Below are 26,028 nucleotides of genomic sequence, written 5' to 3'. Positions count from 1 at the left end.
GCGTCTATCCCGCGCGGAGGGCGAGCGCCTTTTCCTCCAGCCGGATGCGGTGGGCGAGCAGCATCGCGTTCAGCACCGACCACACCAGCGCCACCCATGGCGCGCCGAGCAGCAGCGGCAGCAGCGCGATCTCCGCCACCACCACCGCATAGTTGGGATGCGGGAAAAAGCGGTAGGGACCACGCCGCACCCGCGGGAAATGGGGCGCGGAAATAATGCGCGTCGTCCACCAGCGCCCGATGGAATGCAGGACCCAGTAGCGCGCCGCCTGGCTGAATGCGAAGAGCGAGGCGAGCGCGTAGGACGGTTCGGGTCCGGGCCGCGCGAACAGCAGGATGGCAAGCAGCCACGAGCCGTGCAGCACGATGAACAGCGGGTAGTGACCGGGGTAATGCTCGGTCCCGCCCTCGGCCAGCAAACGCTGCGTATTGCGGCGGGCATAGACGAGTTCGCCAAGGCGCGAGGCGACGACATAGGCGAGCACGGCCCCCGCCCATGCCGGCCAGTCCCACGCCGGCCAACCCCATGCCGGCGAGGCCGCCCATTGCGCCATCACGGATGCACCAGCGCGGCGGTGCCGGTAAAGCCGGGGCCGAGCGCCGTGACGAGCACCGGCTCTCCCTCCCGCGCGCGGCGGGACAGCAGGCGGTCGAGGATGAAGAGCACGGTCGGGCTGCTCATATTGCCATAATCGCGCAGCACGGCGGCGGTGGCAGGCAGGTCGCGCCCGAACATCGCGGCGAGCGCCTCCACCACGCGGCCCCCTCCGGGGTGGCAGGCCGGTTCGGCAAGGTCTTTGCGGGAAAGCGATTGCGACGCCAGAAATGCGTCGCAGAACGGGGCGAAATCCTTTTCGACAAAGCGCGGAATGTCGCGGGACAGCACGAGGTCGAAGCCGGTGTCGCCGATCTCCCACCCCATCATCGGTATCGTGTCGGGCCAGCAATGTTGCGCGAACGGGCCGAGCCGGTTGGGACCGTCGCCGGGCGCGATGACGGCGGCGGCGCATCCGTCGGAAAACAGGGCGAGCGCAACGAGATCCTTCTTCTCCATCGAGGAATGATCGTAGGCGAGGCTGCACAATTCGACGCAGACGAGGAGCAGCGCGCCCTCCCCCCGCCCCGCATCGGCCAGCGTCGCGGCGAGCGACAGGCCCAGCCCGCCGCCCGCGCAGCCCCAGCCGAACACCGGCACCGTGCGCGTGGTCGGCGCAAAGCCCATGCGTTGCAGCGCGCGGCTCGGGATGGAGGGGGTGAGCGTGCCGGTCGTGCACACGGTGACGATGGTGCCGATGTCCGCCGGCGTCAGGCCCGCACGGTCGAGCGCGTTCTGCGCGGCCTGCTCCCACAATGCGGTGGCGACCCGTTCGAAGGTCGCGGCCCGTTCGCTCGCGCGCCGGGGGCGGAAGTAATAGCCGATGTCCTCTGCGATGTGCCGCTGCGCAATGCCGGTATTGGTGAGGATGGAGGCGAGGCGCGGCGGCGGTGCGTGGCCCAGAGCATCGGTCAGTATGGGGACGACGTCGCTCTGCGGCAGGATCTGCGGCGGCACGGCGGTGCCGATCGAAAGGATATGGGCCATGGTTCTCCCGACCCGGCCGGAAGGGCGGGCATGGTGACAACGCCGCTTGCCCCTCCCGCGTTCCGGGCGCGGGGTGCCCCTACGCCGGCGCGGCGGTGAGGTAGTCGACGAGCGCCTTCATCTTGCGCTGCCGCCATTGCGGGCGCGGCGCGACGAGCCAGTAGGTCGCACGCGTCTCCTCCGGTTCGCCGACGGCGACGAGGCTGCCATCGCCAAGCGCGCTTTCGACAAGCTGCATCGGGAGCAGCGCCCGCCCCATTCCGCCCAGCGCGGCGGACAGCGCCTGTCCCGTGGCGCCGACCTGCAAGCCCGGCTCCACCCCGTCGGGCGCGGGATGGCCGGGCCAAGCGATCCACGCATCGTCGGCGCCGGGCGCGGCAACCGCGATGCGGCGCCCCGGAGAGAGCGGCACCCCTTCGAGCTCGCCCGGCCCTTCGACGAGGCGCACCGCGAAATCGAGGTTGGCCTCGGTAAAATCGGTGTTCTGCCCACCCGCCATGAGGAAGCGCGTTTCAGGATTCTCGGCGCGATAGGCGGCGAGCCGGCCGGCCAGCCACGCGCCGAAGAAATCGCGCGGCGCGGCGAAGGTGAAGAAATGGCTCGACTGACCCGATTGCATCGCCTGCACCGATTCCTCGAACCGGAGGAACCCTTCGCGCAGGGGGTCGAGCCCGGCGCGCGCCTCGTCCGTGAGTTCGAGCCCCTTGGGCGTGCGGCGGAACAGGACGACGCCGAGCAGGTCTTCCAATGCGCGAATCTGCTGTCCCACCGCGGCCGGCGTCACGGCGAGCTCGTCCGCCGCGCGGGTAAAGGACAGGTGCCGCGCCGCCGCATCCAGCACGCGCAAGCCGTTCAATGGCAGGTGGGTCCGTTTCAATATGCCCTCGTCTCGCGGCGCGTTCGTCTGCGCCGTCCTTAGGCGGCGGCGGGCCCGCGGCGCAAGGGGCGCCTGTATCCGGCCTCCCGCACCATGATCGTCAGCGGATCACCGTCGGCGCGTCGAGCGGGAAGAACGGGATCGCCGCCTCGAACAGCGTGCCGTCGTCGCGGCGGAAGGTATAATGCCCCTCCATCGTGCCATGCGGCGTTTCGAGCGGGCATCCCGACACGTAATCATGCGTCTGTCCGGGGTCGAGAAACGGCTGTTCCCCGACGACGCCATCGCCATCGACGCGCGAGACCCGCCCGTTCGCGTCGGTGATACGCCAGTGCCGGGTCAGCAATTGCGCCGGTTCGTCGCCGTGGTTTTCGATGCGCACGTGATAGGACCAGAACCAGCGGCCCGCCGTCACCCGCGATTGTTCGGCCAGGAAATTGGCCGCGACCCGCACCGTGATGCCATGCGAATGGGCGACATGATTGAAGAACCGATCCATCATATGGGTGCATGAATAGCCGAATTGTCGCCGCGACACAACGCCGGGGCACGATGCCGGGACACAACGGCGCCGCACGCCAAGGCGCGCCGCGACCCCGCCGGTGTCAGTGTGCCGCCACCGCCTCGAGCGGACAGGTCAGGCGCCAGCACGCGCCCTCCGGCGTGTAGTCGAGCACCGCTTCGCCCCCGAATGTCGCGGCGGGCACATCGCGGATCACGGCGGAACCGAAGCCGAGGAAATCCGGGGTCGTGACCGGCGGGCCGCCCGCCTCGTTCCAGCGCATGGTGAAATGGCCGTCCTTCACCTCCCACGCGACGCGCACCTCGCCCCCCGGTTCGGAGAACGCCCCGTGTTTCAGCGCGTTCGTGGCCAGTTCGTGCAAGGCAAGGCCCAGCGTTTCGGCACTGCGCGCGGTCAGCAGCACGTCCGGCCCGTCGCAGCGCAGGCGATCGCCGACCCGGCGGCGAACAAAGCCGAGCTGTGCCGCGACGAGATCGCCGACCGGAACCTCGCCCCAATGCCGGTCGATCAGCAGATCCTGATTGATGGTCAGCGCCTCGATCCGGCGGACGAAACGCTTGGCGAAATCGTCGTTGCCGGGGGCGGACCGGCGGGCAAGCACCTGGATCGTGGCCAGCGTGTTCTTGACCCTGTGGTTCACCTCGGTCAGCAGGTTTTCGATCGCGGCGCCCTGGTCCCGCTGCTTCGTGATGTCGGTATTGGTCCCGAACCAGCTCATCAGCCGGCCTTTCGCGTCATAGACCGGCTTCGCGCGCGACAGGAACCAGCGATATTCCCCGTCCGCACCGCGCAGGGGGAACGTGTCCTCCCAATAGGTGCCGGCGCCGATGCAGGCGCGAAATTCCCGCACGACCCGCTCGACATGATCGGGATGGTGCACCGCTCGCCAGCCCCAGCCGACCATCTCCTCCTCGCTCGTGCCGGTATATTCGTACCAGCGCCGGTTGTACCAGTGGATCGCGCCGTCCGGCTCCGCGATCCAGGCCAGCTGCGCGATATTGTCGGCGAGCATGTGAAAGCGCCGCTCGCTGCGCGCGAGCGCGTCCTGCGCCGCCTGCCAGGACCCGGAATCGCGGATGATCTTGCTCGCCCCGATGATCGTGCCGTTCGCATCGCGGACGGGGGAGGTAGTGAGCGACACGCACAGGGGCGCGCCATCCTTCCTCAGCCGGATCGTCTGCAGCGAGGTCAGCGTTTCGCCCGCGGCGAGGCGCGCGATGATGTCTGCCTCCTCGTCCATGCGGTCTGTGGGGATGAGCACGTCGATCGACCGCCCGATCATCTCCTCCGCGCTATAGCCGAACAGCCGTTCCGCCGCCCGGTTCCACGACAGCACCTGCCCGTCGAGCCGACGCGAGATGATCGCATCCTCCGCCCCTTCGACGATGGCGGACAGGAGCGAACCGGCGGGAAGCCCGCCATCCGCATCCCATCGTTCGCCGTCGGGGAGCGATGCGGTCACAGACCGGCCCGGTCGAACGCCCGGTCGAGATCGGCGATAAGGTCGTCTGCGTCCTCGAGCCCGACATTGAAGCGGATCATGCCCTCGTCCACGCCCATTTCGGCGCGGGTTTCCGGCGAAAGGCTGGCATGGGTGGTGGAGGCCGGGTGACACATCAGCGAGCGCGAATCGCCGATATTGTTGGAAATGTCGATCAGCTCCAGCCCGTCGAGCACGGCATGCGCCTGCTCCCGCCCGCCGTCGAGCACGAAGGAGAAGATGCAGCCGGTCATGTCCATCTGCTCCATCGCGAGCGCGTGGCGCGGATGGCTCGCAAGGCCGGGGTGCAGGATGCGGGGCACGCGGGTCTCCACGAATTCCCCGACGCGCAGGGCATTGGCGCATTGCTGCCGCGCGCGCAGTTCGAGCGTTTCGAGCCCCTTCATCACCACCCAGGCGTTGAACGGCGACAGGTTCGGGCCGGTGTTGCGCTGAAACGGGAGGAGCGTTTCGTTGATGAATTCCTCGGTCCCGCAGACCGCGCCTGCGAGGACGCGGCCCTGCCCCTCCATCAGCTTCGTCGCGCTATAGGCGACGACGTCCGCGCCCCATTCGATGGGCCGCTGCATGACGGGCGTGCAGAACGCATTGTCGACGACGGTGGTGATGCCATGCGCCTTCGCAATGGCGCACACCGCGCGCAGGTCCACGATGTCGAGCGTGGGATTGGCCGGGGTTTCGAAGAAGAACACCTTCGTATTGGGGCGGATCGCACGTTCCCATGCGTCATTGTCGGTGGAATCGATGGTCGTGCTCTCGATCCCGAAACGCGGGCACAGCGAATCGACGAGCCAGCGGCACGAGCCGAACGCCGCGCGGGCCGCGACGATGTGATCGCCCGCCGACAATTGCGAGAGCAGCGCCGCGGTCATCGCCGCCATGCCCGATGCCTGCGTGCGGCAGGCCTCGGCCCCCTCCATCACCGCGATGCGTTCCTCCAGCATGGCGACCGTCGGGTTCTGCAACCGCGAATAGGTCATGCCTGCCGCCTCGCCCGCGAAACGGGCCGCAGGGGTCGCCGCATCGTCGTAGCTGTAGCCGGAGGTCAGGTAGAGCGCCTCCGACGTTTCGCCGTGTTCGGAGCGCGATGTACCCGCGCGCACGGCACGCGTTGCGGGTTTCCAGCTTTGCGTGATCGAGCGATCGGTGCCAGTGTGACGTTTCATAAGTTCGGGCCGGTAGCGGGCAGAGAGAGGCGATGCAACAAGCGCATTGCCGCGCGCCACATGCCCCTCTACCCATTCGGGCGATGAATCGTTCCCGCCCACGGGGTGAAAATCGCGACCCCATCGGCGCGGCCATCGCGATCACCGCCGTGTTCGGCGCGCTGGCCGCGTGGCAGGTCGCGCATATCGCGGCGCCCATATTCGACGAGATCCATTACCTTCCCGCCGCGCGCGACTGGATCGCGGGCGACACGCTGCGCAATGCGGAGCATCCGCTTTTGGGCAAGCAATTGCTCGCGCTTTTCATGGCTGCGTTCGGCGACGATGCGTTCGGGTGGCGGATCGGGTCGGTGCTGTTCGGGATGATCACGCTGTTTTCCGCGATGCGCGCGGTGTGGCACGTGTCGCATCGTGCCTTCGCGACGCTGGCGACGGGCGTGCTCATCGCGACCGATTTCACCCTGCTGGTGCAGGCGCGGATCGCGATGCTCGACATCTACATGCTCGGGCTGGGCGCGGCGGGGGTGTGGGCGTGCGCGGCGGCGCTCGATGCCGGGCGCGTGGGCGCGGCGCGCGTGCGGCTCGCGGCGGGCGGGGTGTTGATGGGGCTGGCCGTGGCGGCGAAATGGAACGCGGCGCCGCTGCCTGCCTTTGCCGGGCTGGCCTTTGCATGGGCGCGGTGGCGGGCCTTGCCGCGGGACAGGCGCGGGGCTCTGCGCGTTCTGACCGCGCGCGATGCAGGGCCGGTGCGCGGCGTGTCGTTGACCGAGGCGGGCTGGTGGCTCGGCGTGGTGCCGGTGGCGGTTTACCTGCTGCATTTCATGACGATTGCGCTGCTGTCCGATCCGCCGCCGCAATGGCACGACCCGGTATCGTGGCAGGCGCATATGCTATCGCTGCAACAGGGGGTGACGACGCCGCACACCTATATGTCGCGGTGGTGGCAATGGGCGGCGAACACGCGGGCGATCTGGTATTTTTATGAGGTCTATGCAGGGGCGCAGCGCGGGATCCTGCTCGTCGGCAATCCGCTGACCATGCTCGCCGCGCTGCCGGCGCTCGCCTATGGGCTGTATTGCGGGGCGCGGCATGGGCGGCGCGACATGGCGCTGGCGAGCTGGGGATGGATCGCGGCGATGGCGATGTGGATCGCGGCGCCAAAGCCGGTGCAGTTCTATTACCATTACCTGCTGCCGTCGCTGTTCGCGATGGCGGCGCTTGCGTTCATGATCGACCGGGCGGTGTGGGAGACGCGGTTTCGCGTATGGGCGATCCCGTTCCTCGCCGCGTCGCTGTCGCTGTTCATCTGGTTCCTGCCGGTGCTGACCGGACAGGCGCTCGCCGGGCGGGACAGCTTTCTCGACTATGCCTGGATCGAGGGGTGGCGATAGCTCATTCGACCGGAATCGCGATGCGCACGACCAGCCCGTCCGCCTCCCAATCCTGTTTCATGGTGGCGTTGATATTGCTCAGCACGCCCAGCATGATGCGCGAACCCGAGCCCGACTGCCCCGGCTCGCCATCGTCGAGCGCCGGACCGCCGGTTTCGCGCCAGATCAGCACGAGCTTGCCATCCTCCTGCGTCCAGTCGACCGCGACCGCCCCGTCCGCCGTCGACAACGCCCCGTATTTCAGCGCATTGGTCGCCAGCTCGTGCAGCACGAGGCCGAGCGGCGTCACCTGTTTCTTGTCCAGCGTGACCGTGTCGCCGATCACCGCGATACGGTCACGCGCGCCATCTTCGTAGGGCAGCAGGATCGCGTCGATCAGTTCGCGCAGGTCCGCCTCGTGCACATGGCCGCCGGTGCGCGACGATACCGCGTGCGCGCGCGACAGGGCGACCACACGTTCCGATAGCTTGTCCGCGAGATCGTACTTGTCCTGCGCCGATTTGACGGAGAGGCGGATCATCGCACTGATCACGCCGAACAGGTTGCGGCTGCGATGCTCCATCTCCTGATTGAGGCGGGTCGCGATCGCCATGCGGTCGCGCTCCTCCAGCAATTCGGTCACGTCCCATTGCGAGCCGTAGAAATGGGTCAGCTCCCCGTCCCTGTCGAAGATCGGCCCGATATGGAGCGAGTTCCAGAACGGCGTTCCATCCTTGCGGTAATTGCGCAGGATGGTGACGCGCACACGTTCGTCGTCGAGCCCGTCGCGCACGCGGGCGACGGTTTCGGGATCGGTATCCGGCCCCTGGAGAAAGCGGCAGTTCCGGCCGAGGACATCCTCCCGCTCATATCCGGTGAGGTGCAGGAACGCCTGATTCGCGAAAACGATGGGCATGTCGGGCGCGCGGGCGTCCGAAATGCAGATCGCCATGCGCGTCTGTTCGGCGGCCTGCTGAAACATGCGGGCGAGATCGTTCGACATGGCATCGAAATCGGCGGCGCTGCTTCGTGCAGTCGCAGGCTCGAATTCCTGTCCGGCCTGACTGCCCCCGTCCTGGTGTCGAATGTCCGCCAAATTCCGCCGCCAGCTTCGTTAATCCATGTTGCCAAAGGCTTAATACACGAAGGCGGAATTGTTTCCAGCAGGAACAAATCAAAAACGTCCCCAGACGAAGCGACTCGACAGCGCAAAGTTCCAGACCGAGCCGACGACGATCCCCGCCAGCGCCGCGGTGAGCCAGTGGAACCCCCGCCCGGCCATCGCCTCCGCGACGGCGACATTGGCGCCGGCCCCGATCGCGCATGTCCCGGCAAAACGCGCCCACCCCGCGAGCATCGCCCGCACGCCCGAAAGCCGTTGATCCGCGTAGGTCAGCGCGTTGTTGAGCACGAAATTGAAGGTCAGCGCCCCTGTGACGGCCGCGATCTGTCCGGTGAGGAAATCCGTGCCCGCGCCTTTGTGGAACAGCCATAATATCGCCAGATGCACGGCCACCCCCACAGCGCCAATGGTCCCGAACAGGGCAAAGCGCGTCGGCAGCACCCGCCCGATCGTGCGATCGTACACGCCGATGAGGAAATCGAACGCGATGGCCCGGTCGAGCTTCGATTCGCCGGCGGTCCGCGCGGTGAAATCCATCGGGAATTCGCGCAGGCGCAACGGCGCGGGCGCGGTGGCGAGGATGTCGAGCAGGATCTTGAACCCGATGCCCGACAGGCGCGGGGCGAGCGTGCGCAGCAGGTCGGCGCGGATCATGAAGAACCCGCTCATCGGGTCGGTCGCGGCGATGCCGGTCATGGCGCGCGCGATGCGGTTGGCGATGTGGGAGCGTGCCTCCCGTTCGGGCGCGGCCCAGCCTTGCGTGCTCGCCCCCGGGGCGAACCGGCTGGCGATGCACAGGTCGAGATCGCCGCCTTCCATCGCGCGCAGCATGGGGAGGAGCAGCGCGGGGTCGTGCTGATGATCGGCATCCATCACCGCCACATACGGCGCGGCGGTCGCCAGCATCCCCTCGATCGCGGCGCTGGCGAGACCGCGGCGGCCGATCCGCTGTATTACCCGCACGCGCGTGTCCGCCCGCGCGATCCTGCGCGCGGCATCGGCGGTGCCGTCGCCGCTGTCGTCGTCGACCACGATCACCTCCCATCCCGCGGGGCCGAGCGTGTCGGCCAGCCGCGCGATGAACGAGGCGATATTCGCAGCCTCGTTCAGCGTGGGAAGGATGATCGCGAGGTCGAGCATGTTACCGGCCGGCGCCCCGCACCGCCGCCCTGCCGCCTAGCCAGCGGCACGGGGCGGCGCCATCCCGCGCCGCTACCGGAACCGGTCGAAACGGCTCTTCATCCGGTCGAAGAATGGCAGATTGCCCGATTTGCACCATGGCGAGACGGGTGGGGTCATCAACAAGCCCATGGTTACGACGGCGTAGACGATCACGACGAACGCGCGCAGCAGGACATCGGGCGCACGAATGGCCAGGTCCAACTGGAAGGCCAGCGAGCACAGGATCGCGATACAGCTGAAGCCATATAATGCGATCAGGACGAGCCGCGCGATGTTGAGCCGCAGCCGCGTCACCGCCAGAATGCCGATGCAATTCATCAGCGAATAGACCGCGATGAAGGGATAGGTCGGCGGAACGGAGACCAGCATGCAGACCAGCATGAATAGCAAAGCCCCGATTTCGAGCGCCGCGAACGCCACCGGCCGGCGGCGGTCGTACAGTCGTGGCATGCGGCGGGGCGCGGTCATCCAAGGGTCCTCTCATCGCGGCCTTTCGATTCCGTTCATCATGAATAAGCGGAACCACCCGGTCAGACACCGCATCGGCGACCAGGCCCCCTTTCAACGCAGGACGCCTTAAAAACGTTGCCATTTGTTAAATCCGCATGCGGACCCGTCGCCCCCTGCGCCCGCTTGCGCGGTCAAAGCCGCGCGATCACCGCATCGCCGATTTCCGCCGTGGTGGCCGTCCCGCCGAGATCGCGGCCCAGCACGCCATCGGACAATGTCGCGGCGACGGCGCTTTCGACCCGCTCCGCCTGCGCCGCCTGACCCAGCGAATGGCGCAGCAGATCCGCCGCCGACAGGATCGTGGCCAGCGGATTGGCGATGCCCTGCCCGGCGATGTCGGGCGCGCTGCCGTGGATGGGTTCGTAAAGGCCGAAGGTGCCATGCTGCGTCCGCCGCTCACCCAGAGAGGCGGAGGCGAGAAGCCCGATGGAGCCGACGCACATCGACGCCTGATCCGACAAGATGTCGCCGAACAGATTGCCGGTCACGATCACGTCGAACTGTCCCGGATTGCGCACCAACTGCATCGCGGCATTGTCGACATACATGTGGGTGAGTTCGACATCGGCGTAATCCTTTGCCACCTCGATCACCACGTCGCGCCACAGCTGGCTGGTTTCCAGCACGTTCGCCTTGTCCACGCTGCACAATTTGCCGCGACGCTTGCGGGCGGCCTCGAACCCAGCGCGGGCGATGCGGCGCACCTCGCCTTCGTCGTAGGACATGATGTCATACCCTTCGCGAAGGCCCGCGTCGGTCGTGCGCATGCCCTTCTCGCCAAAATACACATCGCCGTTCAATTCGCGCACGATGAGCAGGTCGATGGCCGAGGCGATCTCGGGTTTCAGCCCGCTGGCATCCTCCATGCCGGGAAACATCTTTGCCGGGCGCAGATTGGCGAACAGGCCGAGTTCGCGGCGCAGGCCCAGCACCGCCTGCTCCGGCCGCAGATGCCGGTCGAGCGTGTCGCAGGAGGGGTCGCCCACCGCGCCGAACAGCACGGCATCCGCCTCCCGCGCGGCGACGAGCGTTTCGTCCGGCAAGGGGTGGCCGTGCAGGCGGTAGGCCGCGCCGCCGACGTCGCCGGTGATGAGCGAGAGCGGCAGCGGCAGTTCCTTGAGCACGCGCACCGCCTGCTCCGTCACCTCCGGCCCGATGCCGTCGCCTGCGAAAACCGCTATCTTCATGATTCCCCCGTGATCCGTGTAAGCCGCGCCATCAACAGCGTGCGCGCCGCCATAACATCGCCGCGCCGCGCCGCAAGCAGGCGCGTGGCAATCGTGCTGCCCTGCGCCTCCAGCGCGGCGAGCGTCGCGTCCCAATCCAGCGCATCCGTGTCCCCCGCCCCGCCATAACCCATTTCGCGCAGGAGCAGCGTTTCGTAGCGCAGCAACGCCACCGCCCAGCCGCGCGCCGAGGGCGCATGGCAGATCGCGTCGAGCAGCGGGCCGAGCGCATCGTGCACCGCCGGGTAGGGATGGCGTTCGGGCAGGCAGCTCGCGGTGAGCGCCGTCGCCCATTGAATCGCGGCCGCCGGCAGCGGCTCCGTCATCCACGGCGCCCGGCTTTGCAGCAGTTCCAGCTTTATGAAAGGCAGCTGGCTCGCCGCGCGGGCCGCGATGTCGGCCGCGACCGCATTGCCGGGGATGAGCACGGGACGCAGCACCCGCCCCCGCCCCCCCGCGACATAGCCGGCGACGAGGCCATGGTCGCGCGTCAGCACGCGCGCGATGGCCGCGGTTTCGCCGTGAGGGCGCGAGGCGCAGAGGATGGCGGCGGCGCGAAGATGCATGGCCGGGGGGGATGGAACGGATCGGCGCGCGCGGCAAGTGCGGCGCGGCAAACCAACACATGTTTATATCGTCAAAGGCGATTGAACACGGGCGGAATTACCGCGCAACCTTTACCCTTGCCGACAGTTGGGTGCAGGTAAGGTTAACGCAAGCGAGAAGGCTGCACCCCATCATGAAAGATTTCGAACTGTCCGAAGGTGGCGCCAACCATCAGAAGCCCAAGGGCAAGGACGACGTCATGACGACGGCGCAGGGCGCGCCCATCGCCGATGATCAGAACTGGCTCACCGCCGGGCCGCGCGGTCCGCAATTGCTGGAGGATCAGATCGCGCGCGAGAAGATCTTTCACTTCGACCACGAACGCATTCCCGAACGCGTGGTCCATGCGCGCGGCTATGGCGTGCATGGCGAGTTCGAACTGACCGATCCGATCCCTGAATTCACCCGCGCCGGCGTGCTGTCGGGTGAAAAGGGGAAGAAGACGCCCGTATTCACGCGGTTCTCGACCGTGGCGGGGAACAAGGGTTCGCCCGATCTCGCCCGCGACGTGCGTGGTTTCGCGGTGAAATTCTACACCGACGAAGGCAACTGGGATCTGGTCGGCAACAATATCCCGGTGTTCTTCATCCAGGACGCGATCAAGTTTCCCGACCTCATCCATTCGGTGAAGCCCGCGCCCGACCGCGGCTTTCCCCAGGCGCAGAGCGCGCATGACAATTTCTGGGACTTTGCATCGCTGTCGCCCGAATCCATGCACATGGTCATGTGGCAGATGTCGGACCGCACCATCCCGCGCTCGCTCCGTTTCATGGAAGGGTTCGGCGTGCACACCTTCCGCCTCGTCAATGCGGAGGGTAAATCACACTTCGTGAAGTTCCACTGGAAGCCGAAACAGGGGATGCAGTCGGTCATCTGGAACGAGGCGCTCAAGATCAACGGCATGGATCCCGACTTTCACCGCCGCGACATGTGGAACGCGATCGACGCGGGCGATTATCCGCAATGGGATCTCGGCGTGCAGATTTTCGACGAGGAATTCGCCGAGAATTTCGAGTTCGACGTGCTGGACGCGACGAAGCTCATCCCCGAGGAGCAGGTGCCGGTCCGCATCATCGGCACGATGACGCTGAACAACAATGTCGACAATTTCTTTGCCGAAACCGAGCAGGTCGCCTTCTGCACGCAGAACATCGTGTCGGGCATCGACCATTCGGACGATCCGCTGCTCCAGGGCCGCAATTTCAGCTATCTCGACACGCAGCTGAAGCGGCTTGGCGGGCCGAACTTCACCCATATCCCGATCAACGCGCCGAAATGCCCCGTCCGCCATTTTCAACAGGACGGCCACATGGCGATGCACAACCCCAAGGGCCGCGCCAATTACGAGCCCAACAGCTGGGGCGACGGCACGGGCGAGGAACGCGGCCCGCGCGCCGATCCGACCATCGGCTTCACCAGCTACGAAGCGCCGGTGACCGGCCCCAAGGTGCGCGTGCGCAGCGAAACCTTTGCCGACCATTACAGCCAGGCGCGGCAATTCTACATCTCGCAGACGGAGATCGAGCAGGGGCACATCGCCAATGCGTTGACCTTCGAATTGTCGAAGGTGGAGCGCATGGACATTCGCAAGCGGATGATCGGGCACCTGCGCCATATCGACGCCGACCTCGCGCAGGCGGTGTGCGACGGCATCGGCCTTCCCGAATTGCCGGAGAAGGTGCCATTGGCGCGCGAGCCGATTACCGATCTTCCCGCATCCGACGCGCTCTCCATCCTCAAGAACGGGCCGAAGAGCTTCAAGGGGCGCAAGCTCGGCATCTATGTCGCCAAGGGCGGCGATGCAGCCATTGTCGAGGCGCTCAAGACCGCGGCGATGGACGCCGGCGCCATGGTCGAGATCATCGCCCCGCATATCGCCGGGGCCGAACTGTCCGACGGCCAGATGATCGAGGCGTCGGAGAAGATCGATGGCGGGCCGTCGGTCGTCTATGACGCGGTGGCTTTGGTCATGGGCGAGGACGCGGCCAAGAATTACGCCGATGACAAGCCCAGCATCGATTTCGTGAACGACGCTTTCGCCCACGCGAAATTCATCGCCTATGTTCCCGAAACCATGGCCTTGCTCAAGGGGGCAGGCGTCGCCGAAAAGATTGACGACGGTTTCGTCAAGATCACCGGCGCCGGCGATGCGAAGGGGTTTGTCGAGACATGCGGCAAGCTGCGCTACTGGGACCGGATGGCGGTCAAGCAGGACTGATCCTCATACACCGAAAACGCGAAACGGCGGACGGGAGCGATCCCGTCCGCCGTTTTCGTTTCGGACCGATTGTGCCGCGCGTCAGGCCATCACGGGCGCGGCCTTCTCCTCCGCGACCAGCGCGTTTTCCGCCCGCCCCATGGTCCAGTTGCGATCCATGCGGACCGAGGGATTGGGAGCGCACCAGATTTCGCCGGTCGCGTCGATCGCCGTGACCCAGATCAGGTTATGTTCCTGTCCATAGTCGATCATGCCGATGGCATAACCATGCCCCTTGCCGAGCACGTGGACCGGAATGGTCGGGTTAAGTTGCGTAAACATCGGGATTTTTTCCTCGCCATGGGGGCAAGGATCAACCGCCGGACGCGTGGCCCGGTTCCCGTGTCGGTCCGATGATGGATGCGATTGCGAGGGGCGTGGAGAGGCAGGCCCGTGTGCCGGATCAGCGCGCCCGATCAGCGCGCCCGAACCGGCATGCCGGCGTCAGAGCCCGGTATAATCGTCGGGCTGTTTGGGGGTGGCGTCGCTTTCCGCGGTATCGTCGCTTTGCCCGGCGTGTTTCGCCTCCAGCCTGGCGATGCGGGCGGCGAGCGCATCATTCTGCGTGCGGGCGGCGGCGGCCATCTGCTTCACCGCCTCGAACTCCTCGCGGCTGACGAAGTCGAGACCGCCCATCGCCTCTTTCAAACGTTCGCGCGCGGCCTCCGACGCTTCGCGCCCCATGCCGGCAAAGGTGCCGGCCGCGGCGGTGATCATGCGGGTGAGGTCGGAGATCCGGGGATTGTCGCTTTGCATGAAACGAATGTGGTCCTTTTCCGCGTTCAGTTCAACTGCCAGATTTGCAGGTTCAGGATTGCCGCGAACGACACCCAGGCGAGATAGGGCACGAGCAGCGCGGCGGCGAGCCGGCTGACCTTCGCGAAAATCGCCATCGTCGTGATGATCAGCACCAGCATGAGCAGGATCCAGAAGAACGCCAGCCCGATGAGATGCGCGCCGAAAAAGATCGGCGACCAGGCCAGATTCACCGCAAGCTGAATGAGGAACACCGCGACCGCGGAGCCTTTGTACGCACGCCGGTCGCTCGCCACCACCAGCGCAAGGGCAAACCCCATCAGCGCATAGAGGATCGTCCACACCACCCCGAACAGCCAGCCGGGCGGATAGATGTCCGGCTTTACCAGCGAGGCGAACCAGGGATCGCTCTCCCCCGACCCCGAAAGCTGCCCGACCACCAGCCCTGCGGCGACCACCGCCGGCACGAGCAGCAGCGCCCACCACAGAAGCGATTTCTGCCGATGGGCGGGGACATGGTCGGGTTTCGCCTCCGCCGCATCCGTCGTGGCGGGGGTCGCCGTTTCCGCGCCCTCCCCGCCATGATGAACCCCGTCGCCATCGCGCCCGTCATGGTCCCCGACGCGCGCCGATACCGGCCTCGTTGGGGCGATTTCGCGGGGGGCGTGGGGATCGTCGGGGCGTTCGTTCGGGTCTGTCATGCCATCAAAACGCAGGGGCCGCCCGCTCCGTTCCCTCAGCGCTCTGCCCAGATCAGGAATTCGACATTGCCCTCCGGCCCGGTGATCGGGCTTTGCGTCAGGCCGCGCACGCTCCAGCCGATGGCGGTGAGCCATTCGCGCACCTCCCCTGTGACGCGGTCGTGCAGGGTGGGGTCGCGCACCACTCCGCCCTTGCCGACCTCGGCGCGGCCCACCTCGAACTGCGGCTTGATCAGGGCGACGAGCGTCGCGTGCGGTGCGGCGAGCGCGAGCGGCACCTCCAGCACCTTGGCCAGTCCGATGAAGCTCGCATCGCACACGACCCAGTTGCAGCCTTGCGTGATATGGTCGGCGGTCAGGATGCGCGCGCTGGTCTGTTCCAGTACGGTGACGCGGTCGTCCTGCCGCAATTTCCACGCCAGCTGATTCGTGCCCGAATCCACCGCGAACACATGCGCCGCGCCATTCTGAAGCAGCACGTCGGTGAACCCGCCGGTGGAGCTGCCGATGTCCATGGCGACGGCGCCTGTGGGATCGAGCGCGAAGGTTTCGAGCGCGTGGGCAAGCTTGATCCCGCCGCGCGACACCCAGGGATGGTCCCGCCCGCGCACGTCGAGCGCGGCATCGGCGCGGATCTGCTGCCCCGGCTTCGCGATCTTCGTCTCGCCCGCAAACACCAGCCCCGCCATCACGAGCGCCTGCGCCCGCGTGCGGCTTTCGGCGAGGCCGCGATCGACCAGCAATTGATCGACGCGGGTTTTGGCGGGCTTTGCAGGTGCGGGCATGATGCGTGGCTATCCGAAATGTTCGACGCGCGAAATCGCGGGGGCGGACCGGTTCGACGTTTGCCGCTTGTGCCGGGCGCGTCCTCTTCGCATAAGCGCGCCATGACGCCAAGCCATGACGATACGCCCGAAATGCACACCCGCCGGAAACAGGCCGCGCGTGCCATGCGCCGATGCTGGACCATGACGGGGGCGGCGGTGCTGCTCACCGGGCTGGGGCTGGCCGCGTGCGCGCCGACGGTGCGCGAACCCGCCCCAACGGCGCCGGCGCCCGCGCCATCGCCGGTTCCCGCCCCGCTGCCGCCGGTCGCGGTGCCGGACGACTGGCGCGATGCGCCGATCTCGGCAGGCGAGTGGACCTATCGCGCCGATGCCAATGCGACCCGCGCGCTGTTCGGGTCCGACGTGGCGGATTTCGTAATGGCGTGTGAGCCGGGCAACCGGCAGATCAAGCTATGGCGCATGACACCCGATGCGCGGGCGACGACCATGACGATCACCACCACCTCGCAGACGAAGATGCTCACCGCGCAGCCTGCGGCGAATGGACAGGTGGTGGCGACGCTGGCGCCGCACGATCCGATCATCGACGCGATGATTTTTTCGCGCGGGCGTTTTGCGGTCGCGGCGCCGGGGACGCGCACGCTCTATATGCCGACATGGGCCGAAATCGCCCGCGTCGCCGAGGATTGCCGGTAAAGCGAGCGATTCGTCGGGGATAAGCATCCGGCGCGTGTCGCGGCCCGGTGGCGTTTGATGGGCGGCATGGGTCGGGGAGGCGCAAATTCGGGCCTCGCATGGTACATCGCCGCACGCGAAGGCGCCGATCATGACAGCGAAATTTTCGATTTCAAGTCTTGCCTGAATGCCGCGGCGGACGCAGATTGCGGCGCAGGAAAGGGGCGTTGCGCACCGCGCGCCCCGGACCGGCCGTCCGCAAGGCAACGCGGGACCTTGCGCCGTACGGCAACCCTGAATCCCGTCGCGAAAGGAGGTGATCCGATGTCTCATGGTCCAGCACAGAGGTCGGAAAATGTCCGGGGAGCATTATCGCCGAACGTCTGAGGCGATAAAGGCACCCAAGGGCGGCACTTCCGGCCGCTGACCATGCGAAAGCCCGAAGCGGGGATACCTGCTTCGGGCTTTCTCTGTATCCGGCACCACGAAAAAGGCCGGGATCGTAAGACCCCGGCCCCCGTGTGGCGTATCAGTAAACGCGCTTTTTCGGTTCGATATATTTGATGTCGTCGGTGAGCGTGAAATCATGCACCGGGCGGTAGTCGATCTTGACCCCGCCGCCCTTGCCGCCCCAACCGTCGAACCATGCTGCGGTGTGCTTCATCCAGTTGGCGTCGTCGCGATCGGGATAATCCTCGTGCGCGTGGGCGCCGCGGCTTTCCTTGCGATTGGCGGCGGAATGCATCGTGACGGCGGCCTGCCCGATGAGATTGTCGAGTTCCAGCGTCTCGATCAGGTCGCTGTTCCAGATGAGCGAACGGTCGGTGACGTGGATGTCCTCCATCCGGCGATAGACCTGCTCCAGCTTGGCCTTGCCTTCCTGCATGAGCTCGTCCGTGCGGAACACGGCGGCGTGGCCCGACATGGTGCGCTGCATCTCGCCGCGGATCTGCGCGGTGGGCGAGCCGCCCTTCGCATGGCGGAAATGGTCGAGCCGCGAGAGCGCGAAATCCGCGCTGTCCGACGGCAGGCCGTCGTGCGACGTGCCGGGCTTCACCAGCTCCTTCAACCGGTGGCCGGTCGCGCGGCCGAACACCACGAGATCGATCAGCGAGTTGGAGCCGAGCCGGTTCGCCCCGTGGACCGAAACGCAGGCCGCCTCGCCCACGGCGAACAGGCCGGGGACCACGGTTTCGGGGTCGCCGTCCGGCCCGATGGTCATCACCTCGCCGTGATAGTTCGTGGGAATGCCGCCCATGTTGTAATGGACGGTCGGCACCACCGGCAAAGGCTGCCGCGTGAGGTCGACGCCGGCAAAGATCTTGCCGCTCTCGGTAATGCCGGGAAGCCGTTCGGCCAGCACCTTGGGATCGATGTGATCGAGGTGCAGGAAGATATGGTCGCTTTCCGCGCCGACGCCGCGCCCTTCGCGGATTTCGAGCGCCATGGAGCGCGACACCACGTCGCGGCTGGCCAGATCCTTGGCGGACGGGGCGTAGCGTTCCATGAACCGCTCACCCTCGGAATTGGTGAGATAGCCGCCCTCGCCGCGCGCACCCTCGGTGATGAGCACGCCCGCGCCGTAGATGCCGGTCGGGTGGAACTGCACGAATTCCATGTCCTGCAGCGGGAGGCCGGCGCGCAGCACCATGGCATTGCCGTCGCCGGTGCAGGTGTGCGCCGACGTGGCGGTGAAGTAGGACCGGCCATAGCCGCCCGTCGCCAGCACGACCGCGTGGCCGCGGAACCGGTGGATCGAGCCATCGTCCATGCACATGGCGATGACGCCCTTGCACTCGCCATTGACCATGATGAGGTCGATCGCGAAATATTCGATGAAGAAGTCCGCGTCATATTTCAGCGATTGCTGATAAAGGGCGTGGAGCATCGCGTGGCCGGTGCGGTCGGCGGCGGCGCAGGTGCGCTGCACCGGGGGGCCTTCGCCCATGTTCTGCATGTGGCCGCCGAAGGGACGCTGATAGATCGTGCCTTCGGGATTGCGAGAGAACGGCACGCCGGCGTGTTCGAGTTCGTACACCGCCTGCGGTGCCTCGCGCACGAGATATTCGATCGCGTCCTGGTCGCCGAGCCAGTCGGACCCCTTCACCGTGTCGTACATGTGCCACGACCAGTGATCGGGCGTGTTGTTGCCGAGCGAGGCGGCGATGCCGCCCTGTGCCGCGACGGTGTGCGAACGGGTCGGAAACACCTTGGTGATGCAGGCGGTCTTCAGGCCCGCTTCCGCGCTGCCCATGGTGGCGCGCAGGCCGGAACCGCCCGCACCCACGACGATCGTGTCGTAGGTGTGGTCGATGATCTGATAGGCGGGCTGAGTCGAAGCGTCGGCCATCTTATGCGCCTCCCAGCGCGATGCGGATCACGGACACGATGCCGAACACACCGCCCGCGACAAAGAACAGGTTCATGGCCACGATGGCGGCGAAACGGTTCGCGCCATGCACGTAATCCTCGATCATGACCTGCATGCCGAGCCGCGCGTGCCAGAAGGTGGAAATGATGAGCAGGACCATCGCCGTCGCCGCCAGCGGGCTGGACAGCCACGAGGCCATCGTCAGATAGCCGTAATCCGGCAGCGTCAGCAGGCTGAACACCAGCCAGAGCACGAGCACGAGATTGCCGACGGCGGTGAAACGTTGCAGCAGCCAGTGGTGCGCGCCTTCGTGCGCGGAGCCGAGCCCGCGAACGCGGCCGATCCTGGTTCCGTTACCCATGGTTCGTGTTCCCTTTCGTCAGGCCAGCAGCACCACCGCCCAGAAGGCGACGGTGAGAAGAATGCCGATCAGGATGGAAATCGTGGACCAGCGATTGTTGCGATCGACTTCGTAGCCCGCACCCACGTCGAGGACGAGGTGGCGGATGCCCGAAGCCATGTGGTTGAAGAACGACCAGGAAATTCCGATGAGCACGATGATCCCGATCCAGCTTCCCATGACGGCGGCGAAATCGGCATAGGCGTCCGGCCCGGCGGCAATCGCGCCGACCATCCACAACAGGATGAGCAGGCCGACCGTCGCCATCGCATTGCCCGACACGCGGTGCAGGATGGACACGGCCATCGCCGGTCCCCATTTCCAGATCGAGAGATGCGGCGAAAGCGGACGCGGTTTCGCCAGGCGGTTTCCGCCCCTTGCATCGGCCATAGGTTCTTCCCCTGCGCTTGCCATGACCGCGCGAGGCACGCGCGGCCATATTTGGTGTTGCGACCGCGAATGGCACCATGGCGCGAAGAGGGCAAGGGCGAATTGGCATGAACTCGCCCTTTGGCGGGGGGATGGCGGGCGCGGGCCTTCTCCCCCGCCGTGCTTGCGCTGTCCCCTTGTCGTGCGCGGCATGCGCCCCTAACCAGAGGCGATGGACGATCAAGAGACGAACCCCGCCGCCCCGACCGCGCTCGTCACCGGGAGCACGCGCGGCATCGGCAAGGCCATTGCCGATAGGTTGCGGCAGCGCGGCGTGCATGTGCTCACCCACGGGAGCGGTGACGGACCCGCTGGGCGCGCGCAGCTTTCCGCCGATCTCGACGATCCTGCCGCACCGGCACAGCTGTGGTCCGATGCGCTGGCCGCCGTGCGCGCGGCGGGCGGCAAGCGCATCGACATCCTCGTGAACAATGCCGGATTGTTCGACGCCGCACCCATCGACCTGTCCGACATCGCATGGCTCGACGCATGGGACCGCACGCTGCGCATCAACCTGTCGAGCGCGGCGCAATTGTCGAGGCTCGCCGTGCGGCACTGGCAGGAGGGCGGCGCGGGCGGAAGGCTCGTCAATATCGCCAGCCGCGCGGCCTATCGCGGCGATTCGCCCGATCACTGGCACTATGCCGCGGCGAAATCCGGGCTGGTCGCCATGGGCAAGACCATTGCGCGCCATTATGCGGGCGACGGCATCCTCGCCTATACTGTGTGCCCCGGCTTCGTCGATACGGCGATGGTCGGCGATGGTGCCAACGCCAGACCCGACATCGGCGCCGCCGCCGATCTGGCCCGCGACATTCCGCTCGGCCGGGTGGCGGAGCCGGAGGAGATTGCCCGCATCGCCGCGTTCTGCGCGCTGGATGCGCCCGAAAGCATGACCGGCGCGGTGATCGACGCCAATGGCGCGAGCTTCGTGCGATGACGAGCTGGATCATCACGGCCTTTGCCCCGCGCGACGTGGTGCATGACGCGCTGCTCAGGCAGGAGGACATCGCCGACTGGGACGAGGAGATCGTCGTCACGGGGTGCGAGATCGAAGAGCAGAAACCGCTCGAATGGCGGCTCGATGCATATCTGCCGCGCCGCCCGACCAAGGCGGACCGCGCCGCCATCGCCGCCCTGTTCGACACGCCGCCGCCGCTCACGGTCGAGAAGCTGCCCGAGGAGGACTGGGTCACGTTGAGCCAGCAGGGGGTCGAGCCGATCACCGCGGGCCGTTTCCACGTCCACACCCCCGACCATCCGGCCCGCGATGCGCCCGGCATCAGGAGCTTCGTCATTCCGGCGAGCCAGGCCTTCGGCACCGGGCAGCATCGCACGACGGCGGGGTGCCTCGAAATGCTGGACGCGATGCGGGCGCAGGGCGCCGTCGTGCGCAATATCGCCGACATCGGGACGGGCACGGGGCTGCTCGCCTTTGCCGCGATGCATCTTTGGCCGCGTGCGCTCGCCACGGCGAGCGACATCGACGCGGTGTGCCACGATGTCGTGATCGACAATGCGGCCGCGAACGGCATTCCCGTCGGCAGCGGACCGGGGCAATTGGCGATGACCATCGCGGCGGGGATGGATTCGCCGATCCTGCAATCGCGCGGGCCTTACGATCTGCTGATCGCAAATATCCTCGCCGGGCCGCTGGTCGAACTGGCGCCCGATTTCGGGCGGGCGGTGGTGCCGGGCGGGCATCTGCTGCTCGCCGGATTGCTGGAGACGCAGGAGCGCGACGTGCGCCGCGCGGCCTTTCGCGCCGGGTTCCGGCTCGCGCGGCGGGCGGTGCGGGGCGACTGGTCGATCCTGTGGCTGCGCAAGCGCGCCGGGCGATAGGGCTGCGGAGCCTGGCGCGCAAAGGGGCGCGCGGGTTCGCGGTCGCGGTGGCGGCGCTGCTTGCCCTGCTCGCGCTCTATGCGGTGGCGGGGTGGATCGGCTCCTCGCTTCCCGCCCATCGCGGGTGGGAAGAGGCGCGCGGGCCGGACGCGGTCGAGATCATGATCGGCAGCAATGGCGTCCACACCGAAATCGTGATGCCGCGCGTCAATTCCGACATGGACTGGACCCGGCTGTTCCCGGCGGGCGATCTCGCCGTCAATCCGGGCGGGCGGATCGCGGCGCCCTACACCCACGTGGCCATCGGCTGGGGCGAGCGGGAGGTGTTTCTCGGCACGCCGACATGGGCGGATCTTTCCCCCGTCACCGTGGCGCGGATCGTGGCGACGGGCGGGGAGGGTCTGCTGCACGTGTCGCACTATGTCCGGCCCGCCCCGTCGACCGATTATCGCCCGCTGCGCATCAGCCGGGCGGAATATCGCGCGCTGGTGACGGAGATCTTGCAAAGCGTGCGGACAGGCGGCGGGCGCCGGGCGGTCTATCCGGGCTACCTCCCGCAGGACGTCTTCTACGACGCGGAGGGCACCTATACGGTGTTCACCACGTGCAACGAATGGACGGGCGGCGTGCTGCGCCGGGCGGGCATTGCGACGGGGGCGTGGACGCCGTTTGCCGGCGGGGTCATGAAATGGGTGCCGAAGCCGTAAAGGGCCGCGCCGTGATGGGGCGCCTCAGCGGTTCGAGAACTCCTGCTCGATCCGGGACTGCCAGTCCGGGGACAGGATGATGCGGTCGAGTGCGACGCGGAAATCGCCCTGCCCCGTGACGCGGAAGACCGGCATCACGACCGAACCGCTCGTGCGCTGCACCTCCCGGTCGCCGGCCATTTCGCGGGCCTGCTGGTACGGGGCGGCGACCGCGTCGATCTCCTCCTCGTCATAGGCGGCGAGCGCGGCGTCCATCGTGGGAAATTCGCGCAAGGCATCGGCGCCGCGCAGATCGTCGCCCGCGATCGTGCCATCGGTGACATAGCCCACCGCAAGGCCGGACACCGCCTCGGTCAGGTCGGTCCTGCCGCCCCGCGCCCCGGTCAGCGAGATGATATAGGCGGTCAGGATCGCGGTGAGCGCCATGGAAAACAGCATCCAGATCATCGCGACCACCCGGCCCCAGGTCGTTTTCGGCACCAGATCGCCATAGCCGATGGTGGTCGCCGTCACCCCGGCCCACCAGAAGCCGTGCCCGATGCCGTGCATGCGCCCGTCGTCGGCATGAAGCCCCTCGTTCGTCTTGCGCTCCACGAAATAGAAGATCGCCCCCACCACCAACAGCACCGCCGACACGATGAGCACCACGCGCAGGAAGCTGGTATTGAAAAGCCCGGCAAGCCCGTCGAGGAACCCGCCCCCCGCCGATCGCCCGATCAGCCCGACCGAATCGACATGGAACGGCAGGCTGCGGTCCGCCTCCTGCGCCAGGGACGCCGTCGCGAATACGGGGAAGGCGACGGCGGCATCGCTGTTGTCGATGGCGTCGGGCGATGTCGGGACCAGCGTGTAGTCGAGCCCGCTCTCCTCCGCCGCGGCGCGGAAGAGGTCGAGCGCCGGACCGGTCCAGCGGCCATCCGCGTTCCGGATGGCATAGGGCGGAACCTCCGCCACGGCGACCGCGACGCTGCCCGAACCGCGCGTCGTCGGCATGTATTCGGGCGAGGCCGGGCGCGGCGGCAAAGGCTGCTCGCTTGCCGCCTCATCCATGGCGGCATCGGGCGGAGAGGGGCGGGCCGCGGGCGTTTCGGGCGTGCGCTGCGAAGCCGTCGCGGCGGCGGCGGCTCCGGTGTCGTCCTGCGCATGGGCGTCCTGCGCATGGGCGGGCGGCGCGGCCGATAGCCAACAGGCGGTGGCAAATGCGGCGAGCAAGCTTTTGAAATCACGAAACATGACGCACACGTAGCGGCCACCACCGCCCTGACAACCCGGCAGGCGGGGTGCAGCCCCGGAAAATTCAGTCCGCTTGTGCGACCATTTGCGCCCACGCCGCCTCGTCGATCACCTCGATACCGAGGTCCGCCGCCTTCTTCAGCTTGGACCCCGCGCCCGGGCCGGCCACGATCAGGTCGGTCTTGGCCGATACGCTGCCCGATGCTTTCGCGCCGAGCCGCTCGGCCTGCGCCTTGGCCTCGTCCCGGCTCATCGTTTCCAGCTTGCCGGTGAACACGATCGTCTTGCCGGAAACGGGGCTGTCGCGCGTTTCGACGATATATTCGGGGGGCGAGAGTTCGGACAGGAGATCCTCGAACACCGCGCGATTGTGATCCTCGTGAAAGAAATCGCCGAGCGCCTCCACCACGACGGGACCGACGCCGTCGATGCTGGCGATTTCGGCGGCGGCGTCCGCATCACCCGCCCGTGCCCGCTCCGCCGCATCGCGAAGCGCGGGCAACGTGCCGAAATGCTTCATCAGATCGCGCGCCGTCACCGTGCCGACATGCCGGATGCCGAGTCCGAAAAGCAGGCGCGCGCCATCGGGCGCGCGCCGGTTTTCCACCGCGGCCAACAAATTGTCCACAGACTTGTCCTGCCACCCGTCCAATGCGGCGATCTCCGCCCGGCGGTCCCGCAGGCGGAAAATATCGGCCGGGCTTTCCAGCCAGCCGCGTGCGAAGAAATCGGCAATGGTGCGCGTGCCAAGGCCATCGATGTCGAGCGCGCCCCGGCTCACGAAATGTTCGAGCCGCTGCGTCCGCTGCGCCGGGCAGATCAGCCCGCCGGTGCAGCGCACGTCGACCTCGCCCTCCTCGGCGACGGCCTCGCTGCCGCAACGCGGGCAATGGTCGGGAAAGACATAGGGATCGCGCGCCGCGTCCGGCGTCAGGTTCGCGACCACCTGCGGAATGACGTCGCCGGCGCGCTGTATCTGTACCCGGTCGCCGGGCCGCACGCCGAGCCGCGCGATCTCGTCCCGGTTGTGCAGCGTGACATTGGTCACCGTCACCCCGCCGACCAGCACGGGCGCCAACCGCCCCACCGGCGTCAGCTTGCCGGTCCGGCCCACCTGTATGTCGATGGATTCGAGCGTGGTTTCCGCCTGCTCCGCCGGGAATTTATGCGCCATCGCCCAGCGCGGCGCCTTCGCCACGAAGCCCAGCCGTTGTTGCCAGTCGAGCCGGTCCACCTTGTAGACGACGCCGTCGATCTCGTAATCCATCGCGGCCCGGCCCGCGCCGATCTTCGCATAATGGGCGAGCATCGCGGGCACGTCGTCGATCCGGGTGAGCAACGGCGAGACGGGCACGCCCCATTCCTCTATCCGCTTCATCATCGCAAATTGCGTGTCGCACGGCACGTCCGATGCCGCGCCCCAGCCATGGGCATAGAATCGCAGCGGCCGCCGCGCGGTCACGCCCGCGTCCTTCTGCCGCAGGGAGCCCGCCGCCGCGTTGCGCGGATTGGCGAAAAGCTTGGCCCCCGCCTCCTCCTGCGAAGCGTTCAGCGCGGTAAAATCCGCCTTTCCCATGAACACCTCGCCGCGAATTTCGAACAATTCCGGCACGTCGCCGGTGAGGGTCTGCGGAATGTCGGCGATATGGGCCACATTAGGAGTCACATCCTCGCCCACCTGCCCGTCGCCGCGGGTGGCCGCGCGCACCAGCGTGCCGTGTTCGTAGCGCAGCGAACAGGACAGGCCGTCAATCTTGTCCTCCGCCGTGACGCACACCGGCGCGTCGGGGTCCAGCGACAGGAACCGGCGCACGCGGGCGAGAAACTCGGCAACTTCCTCGTCGGAAAACGCGTTGTCGAGGCTCATCATCCGCACGTCGTGCCGCACCTTGGCCAGCGGGGACGCGGCGATGTCGTGGCCGACCGATTGCGACGGGCTGTCGGCGCGGACGAGATGGGGGAACGCGGCCTCAAGCTCCGTATTGCGACGGATGAGCGCGTCATATTCGGCGTCGGTGATCTCCGGCGCGTCCTCGGCGTGGTAGAGCCGGTTGGCGCGCGCGATCTTTCGCGACAGCCGCATCAGCTCGTTCGCGGCCTCCACCTCGTCCGCCGCACTTGCCCCGCTCTTGCCTGCATCGCCGTCATCCGCCACGCGCCATTCCCTCGCCAATCGTCATGAGCCGCAGATAGCGCCGCCCGGC

General features: G+C 67.2%; 26 protein-coding genes. 6 read left to right on the top strand and 20 right to left on the bottom strand.

Going from position 1 to position 26,028, the window contains the following annotated elements; all coding sequences use genetic code 11:
• Positions 1-4: 4 nt before the first annotated feature.
• From Q0897_RS00985 to Q0897_RS00960, 6 genes are all read right to left on the bottom strand, one after another.
• Positions 5-553, bottom strand: coding sequence for an isoprenylcysteine carboxylmethyltransferase family protein (locus Q0897_RS00985; protein WP_299307060.1), 549 nt, complete (start codon positions 551-553; stop codon positions 5-7).
• On the bottom strand, positions 553-1,581 hold the full coding sequence (locus Q0897_RS00980; RefSeq protein WP_299307059.1) for a 3-oxoacyl-[acyl-carrier-protein] synthase III C-terminal domain-containing protein: 1,029 nt from the start codon (positions 1,579-1,581) through the stop codon (positions 553-555). Before Q0897_RS00980 ends, Q0897_RS00985 begins: the two co-directional genes overlap by 1 nt.
• Positions 1,582-1,660: 79 nt before the next feature.
• Positions 1,661-2,458: a LysR family transcriptional regulator gene (locus tag Q0897_RS00975; RefSeq protein WP_299307058.1), complete on the bottom strand. Its 798-nt coding sequence runs from the start codon at positions 2,456-2,458 to the stop codon at positions 1,661-1,663.
• Between the two features lie 100 nt (positions 2,459-2,558).
• Positions 2,559-2,957, bottom strand: a complete 399-nt coding sequence (gene apaG, locus Q0897_RS00970) for a Co2+/Mg2+ efflux protein ApaG (protein ID WP_299307556.1) — start codon at positions 2,955-2,957, stop codon at positions 2,559-2,561.
• A 106-nt stretch (positions 2,958-3,063) separates the two neighbouring features.
• On the bottom strand, positions 3,064-4,443 hold the full coding sequence (locus Q0897_RS00965) for a PAS domain S-box protein (protein WP_299307057.1): 1,380 nt from the start codon (positions 4,441-4,443) through the stop codon (positions 3,064-3,066).
• Positions 4,440-5,648, bottom strand: a complete 1,209-nt coding sequence (locus Q0897_RS00960) for an aminotransferase class I/II-fold pyridoxal phosphate-dependent enzyme (protein ID WP_299307056.1) — start codon at positions 5,646-5,648, stop codon at positions 4,440-4,442. The genes Q0897_RS00965 and Q0897_RS00960 overlap by 4 nt, the downstream gene beginning before the upstream one ends.
• Positions 5,649-5,731: 83 nt before the next feature.
• On the opposite strand from Q0897_RS00960, the gene Q0897_RS00955 reads away from it, so the two are divergent.
• Positions 5,732-7,039 carry a phospholipid carrier-dependent glycosyltransferase gene (locus Q0897_RS00955; RefSeq protein WP_299307055.1) on the top strand — a complete coding sequence of 436 codons (1,308 nt, stop codon included), beginning with the start codon at positions 5,732-5,734 and terminating at the stop codon, positions 7,037-7,039.
• 1 nt (position 7,040) lies between these two features.
• On the opposite strand, the gene Q0897_RS00950 is transcribed toward Q0897_RS00955, so the two are convergent.
• The 5 genes from Q0897_RS00950 to Q0897_RS00930 form a co-directional block, all read right to left on the bottom strand.
• Positions 7,041-8,114, bottom strand: coding sequence for a PAS domain-containing protein (locus tag Q0897_RS00950; protein WP_299307054.1), 1,074 nt, complete (start codon positions 8,112-8,114; stop codon positions 7,041-7,043).
• Positions 8,115-8,192: 78 nt separating this feature from the next.
• Positions 8,193-9,281, bottom strand: a complete 1,089-nt coding sequence (locus tag Q0897_RS00945) for a glycosyltransferase family 2 protein (RefSeq protein ID WP_299307053.1) — start codon at positions 9,279-9,281, stop codon at positions 8,193-8,195.
• A gap of 72 nt (positions 9,282-9,353) precedes the next feature.
• Positions 9,354-9,791 (bottom strand): hypothetical protein, encoded by a 438-nt coding sequence (locus Q0897_RS00940; protein ID WP_299307052.1) that lies wholly within the window; start codon positions 9,789-9,791, stop codon positions 9,354-9,356.
• Between the two features lie 173 nt (positions 9,792-9,964).
• Positions 9,965-11,020: a 3-isopropylmalate dehydrogenase gene (gene leuB, locus Q0897_RS00935; protein ID WP_299307051.1), complete on the bottom strand. Its 1,056-nt coding sequence runs from the start codon at positions 11,018-11,020 to the stop codon at positions 9,965-9,967.
• A complete protein-coding gene (locus tag Q0897_RS00930; RefSeq protein ID WP_299307050.1) occupies positions 11,017-11,625 on the bottom strand; it encodes a recombination protein O N-terminal domain-containing protein in 609 nt (202 codons plus the stop codon). Before Q0897_RS00930 ends, leuB begins: the two co-directional genes overlap by 4 nt.
• A gap of 173 nt (positions 11,626-11,798) precedes the next feature.
• On the opposite strand from Q0897_RS00930, the gene Q0897_RS00925 reads away from it, so the two are divergent.
• Positions 11,799-13,883 carry a catalase gene (locus Q0897_RS00925; protein ID WP_299307049.1) on the top strand — a complete coding sequence of 695 codons (2,085 nt, stop codon included), beginning with the start codon at positions 11,799-11,801 and terminating at the stop codon, positions 13,881-13,883.
• An 81-nt stretch (positions 13,884-13,964) separates the two neighbouring features.
• Here the strand turns inward: Q0897_RS00925 and Q0897_RS00920 are convergent, their stop codons facing one another.
• The 4 genes from Q0897_RS00920 to Q0897_RS00905 form a co-directional block, all read right to left on the bottom strand.
• A complete protein-coding gene (locus tag Q0897_RS00920) occupies positions 13,965-14,204 on the bottom strand; it encodes a hypothetical protein (RefSeq protein ID WP_299307048.1) in 240 nt (79 codons plus the stop codon).
• Positions 14,205-14,366: 162 nt separating this feature from the next.
• Entirely contained in the window at positions 14,367-14,678 is a 312-nt protein-coding gene (locus tag Q0897_RS00915) for an accessory factor UbiK family protein (protein ID WP_299307047.1), read from the bottom strand.
• Positions 14,679-14,704: 26 nt separating this feature from the next.
• Positions 14,705-15,379: a TspO/MBR family protein gene (locus Q0897_RS00910; RefSeq protein WP_299307046.1), complete on the bottom strand. Its 675-nt coding sequence runs from the start codon at positions 15,377-15,379 to the stop codon at positions 14,705-14,707.
• Between the two features lie 35 nt (positions 15,380-15,414).
• Positions 15,415-16,164 (bottom strand): TlyA family RNA methyltransferase, encoded by a 750-nt coding sequence (locus Q0897_RS00905; RefSeq protein WP_299307045.1) that lies wholly within the window; start codon positions 16,162-16,164, stop codon positions 15,415-15,417.
• A 102-nt stretch (positions 16,165-16,266) separates the two neighbouring features.
• On the opposite strand from Q0897_RS00905, the gene Q0897_RS00900 reads away from it, so the two are divergent.
• On the top strand, positions 16,267-16,863 hold the full coding sequence (locus tag Q0897_RS00900; protein WP_299307044.1) for a hypothetical protein: 597 nt from the start codon (positions 16,267-16,269) through the stop codon (positions 16,861-16,863).
• Positions 16,864-17,371: 508 nt separating this feature from the next.
• Here Q0897_RS00900 and sdhA read toward each other — a convergent pair.
• The 3 genes from sdhA to sdhC are packed head-to-tail and all read right to left on the bottom strand — an operon-like array spanning position 17,372 to position 20,003.
• On the bottom strand, positions 17,372-19,192 hold the full coding sequence (gene sdhA, locus Q0897_RS00895) for a succinate dehydrogenase flavoprotein subunit (protein WP_299307043.1): 1,821 nt from the start codon (positions 19,190-19,192) through the stop codon (positions 17,372-17,374).
• A 1-nt stretch (position 19,193) separates the two neighbouring features.
• On the bottom strand, positions 19,194-19,574 hold the full coding sequence (gene sdhD / locus Q0897_RS00890; RefSeq protein WP_239806269.1) for a succinate dehydrogenase, hydrophobic membrane anchor protein: 381 nt from the start codon (positions 19,572-19,574) through the stop codon (positions 19,194-19,196).
• An 18-nt stretch (positions 19,575-19,592) separates the two neighbouring features.
• Positions 19,593-20,003, bottom strand: a complete 411-nt coding sequence (sdhC, locus tag Q0897_RS00885; RefSeq protein ID WP_202083574.1) for a succinate dehydrogenase, cytochrome b556 subunit — start codon at positions 20,001-20,003, stop codon at positions 19,593-19,595.
• Between the two features lie 211 nt (positions 20,004-20,214).
• Between sdhC and Q0897_RS00880 the strand changes: the two genes are divergently transcribed.
• The 3 genes from Q0897_RS00880 to Q0897_RS00870 are packed head-to-tail and all read left to right on the top strand — an operon-like array spanning position 20,215 to position 22,591.
• The gene (locus tag Q0897_RS00880; RefSeq protein WP_299307042.1) at positions 20,215-20,982 is read left to right on the top strand and encodes an SDR family oxidoreductase; all 768 of its coding nucleotides are present in this window, start codon (positions 20,215-20,217) and stop codon (positions 20,980-20,982) included.
• Entirely contained in the window at positions 20,979-21,884 is a 906-nt protein-coding gene (locus tag Q0897_RS00875; protein ID WP_299307041.1) for a 50S ribosomal protein L11 methyltransferase, read from the top strand. Before Q0897_RS00880 ends, Q0897_RS00875 begins: the two co-directional genes overlap by 4 nt.
• Positions 21,857-22,591 carry a DUF2459 domain-containing protein gene (locus Q0897_RS00870; protein ID WP_299307040.1) on the top strand — a complete coding sequence of 245 codons (735 nt, stop codon included), beginning with the start codon at positions 21,857-21,859 and terminating at the stop codon, positions 22,589-22,591. Before Q0897_RS00875 ends, Q0897_RS00870 begins: the two co-directional genes overlap by 28 nt.
• Before the next feature lie 24 nt (positions 22,592-22,615).
• On the opposite strand, the gene Q0897_RS00865 is transcribed toward Q0897_RS00870, so the two are convergent.
• Both Q0897_RS00865 and ligA read right to left on the bottom strand, forming a co-directional pair.
• Positions 22,616-23,824: an ion channel gene (locus tag Q0897_RS00865; protein WP_299307039.1), complete on the bottom strand. Its 1,209-nt coding sequence runs from the start codon at positions 23,822-23,824 to the stop codon at positions 22,616-22,618.
• A 64-nt stretch (positions 23,825-23,888) separates the two neighbouring features.
• Entirely contained in the window at positions 23,889-25,979 is a 2,091-nt protein-coding gene (gene ligA / locus Q0897_RS00860; RefSeq protein WP_299307038.1) for an NAD-dependent DNA ligase LigA, read from the bottom strand.
• Positions 25,980-26,028: the final 49 nt, after the last annotated feature.

Source organism: uncultured Croceicoccus sp., assembly GCF_947496385.1.
Taxonomy (GTDB): domain Bacteria; phylum Pseudomonadota; class Alphaproteobacteria; order Sphingomonadales; family Sphingomonadaceae; genus Croceicoccus.
The sequence above is the reverse complement of the archived record's forward strand: the minus strand, read 5'-3'. Positions and strand labels throughout refer to the sequence as shown.

Excerpts from the sequence above, each read along its gene's own strand:
- Q0897_RS00900 (WP_299307044.1), top strand. The coding sequence starts at position 16,267 with ATGACGCCAAGCCATGACGATACGCCCGAAATGCACACCCGCCGGAAA.
- Q0897_RS00930 (WP_299307050.1), bottom strand. The coding sequence starts at position 11,625 with ATGCATCTTCGCGCCGCCGCCATCCTCTGCGCCTCGCGCCCTCACGGC.
- sdhC (WP_202083574.1), bottom strand. The coding sequence starts at position 20,003 with ATGGCCGATGCAAGGGGCGGAAACCGCCTGGCGAAACCGCGTCCGCTT.
- Q0897_RS00915 (WP_299307047.1), bottom strand. The coding sequence starts at position 14,678 with ATGCAAAGCGACAATCCCCGGATCTCCGACCTCACCCGCATGATCACC.
- sdhA (WP_299307043.1), bottom strand. The coding sequence starts at position 19,192 with ATGGCCGACGCTTCGACTCAGCCCGCCTATCAGATCATCGACCACACC.
- Q0897_RS00925 (WP_299307049.1), top strand. The coding sequence starts at position 11,799 with ATGAAAGATTTCGAACTGTCCGAAGGTGGCGCCAACCATCAGAAGCCC.
- Q0897_RS00865 (WP_299307039.1), bottom strand. The coding sequence starts at position 23,824 with ATGTTTCGTGATTTCAAAAGCTTGCTCGCCGCATTTGCCACCGCCTGT.
- sdhD (WP_239806269.1), bottom strand. The coding sequence starts at position 19,574 with ATGGGTAACGGAACCAGGATCGGCCGCGTTCGCGGGCTCGGCTCCGCG.
- leuB (WP_299307051.1), bottom strand. The coding sequence starts at position 11,020 with ATGAAGATAGCGGTTTTCGCAGGCGACGGCATCGGGCCGGAGGTGACG.
- Q0897_RS00940 (WP_299307052.1), bottom strand. The coding sequence starts at position 9,791 with ATGACCGCGCCCCGCCGCATGCCACGACTGTACGACCGCCGCCGGCCG.
- Q0897_RS00980 (WP_299307059.1), bottom strand. The coding sequence starts at position 1,581 with ATGGCCCATATCCTTTCGATCGGCACCGCCGTGCCGCCGCAGATCCTG.
- Q0897_RS00955 (WP_299307055.1), top strand. The coding sequence starts at position 5,732 with ATGAATCGTTCCCGCCCACGGGGTGAAAATCGCGACCCCATCGGCGCG.
- apaG (WP_299307556.1), bottom strand. The coding sequence starts at position 2,957 with ATGGATCGGTTCTTCAATCATGTCGCCCATTCGCATGGCATCACGGTG.
- Q0897_RS00910 (WP_299307046.1), bottom strand. The coding sequence starts at position 15,379 with ATGACAGACCCGAACGAACGCCCCGACGATCCCCACGCCCCCCGCGAA.
- Q0897_RS00905 (WP_299307045.1), bottom strand. The coding sequence starts at position 16,164 with ATGCCCGCACCTGCAAAGCCCGCCAAAACCCGCGTCGATCAATTGCTG.
- Q0897_RS00880 (WP_299307042.1), top strand. The coding sequence starts at position 20,215 with ATGGACGATCAAGAGACGAACCCCGCCGCCCCGACCGCGCTCGTCACC.
- Q0897_RS00875 (WP_299307041.1), top strand. The coding sequence starts at position 20,979 with ATGACGAGCTGGATCATCACGGCCTTTGCCCCGCGCGACGTGGTGCAT.
- Q0897_RS00945 (WP_299307053.1), bottom strand. The coding sequence starts at position 9,281 with ATGCTCGACCTCGCGATCATCCTTCCCACGCTGAACGAGGCTGCGAAT.
- Q0897_RS00960 (WP_299307056.1), bottom strand. The coding sequence starts at position 5,648 with ATGAAACGTCACACTGGCACCGATCGCTCGATCACGCAAAGCTGGAAA.
- Q0897_RS00920 (WP_299307048.1), bottom strand. The coding sequence starts at position 14,204 with ATGTTTACGCAACTTAACCCGACCATTCCGGTCCACGTGCTCGGCAAG.
- Q0897_RS00985 (WP_299307060.1), bottom strand. The coding sequence starts at position 553 with ATGGCGCAATGGGCGGCCTCGCCGGCATGGGGTTGGCCGGCGTGGGAC.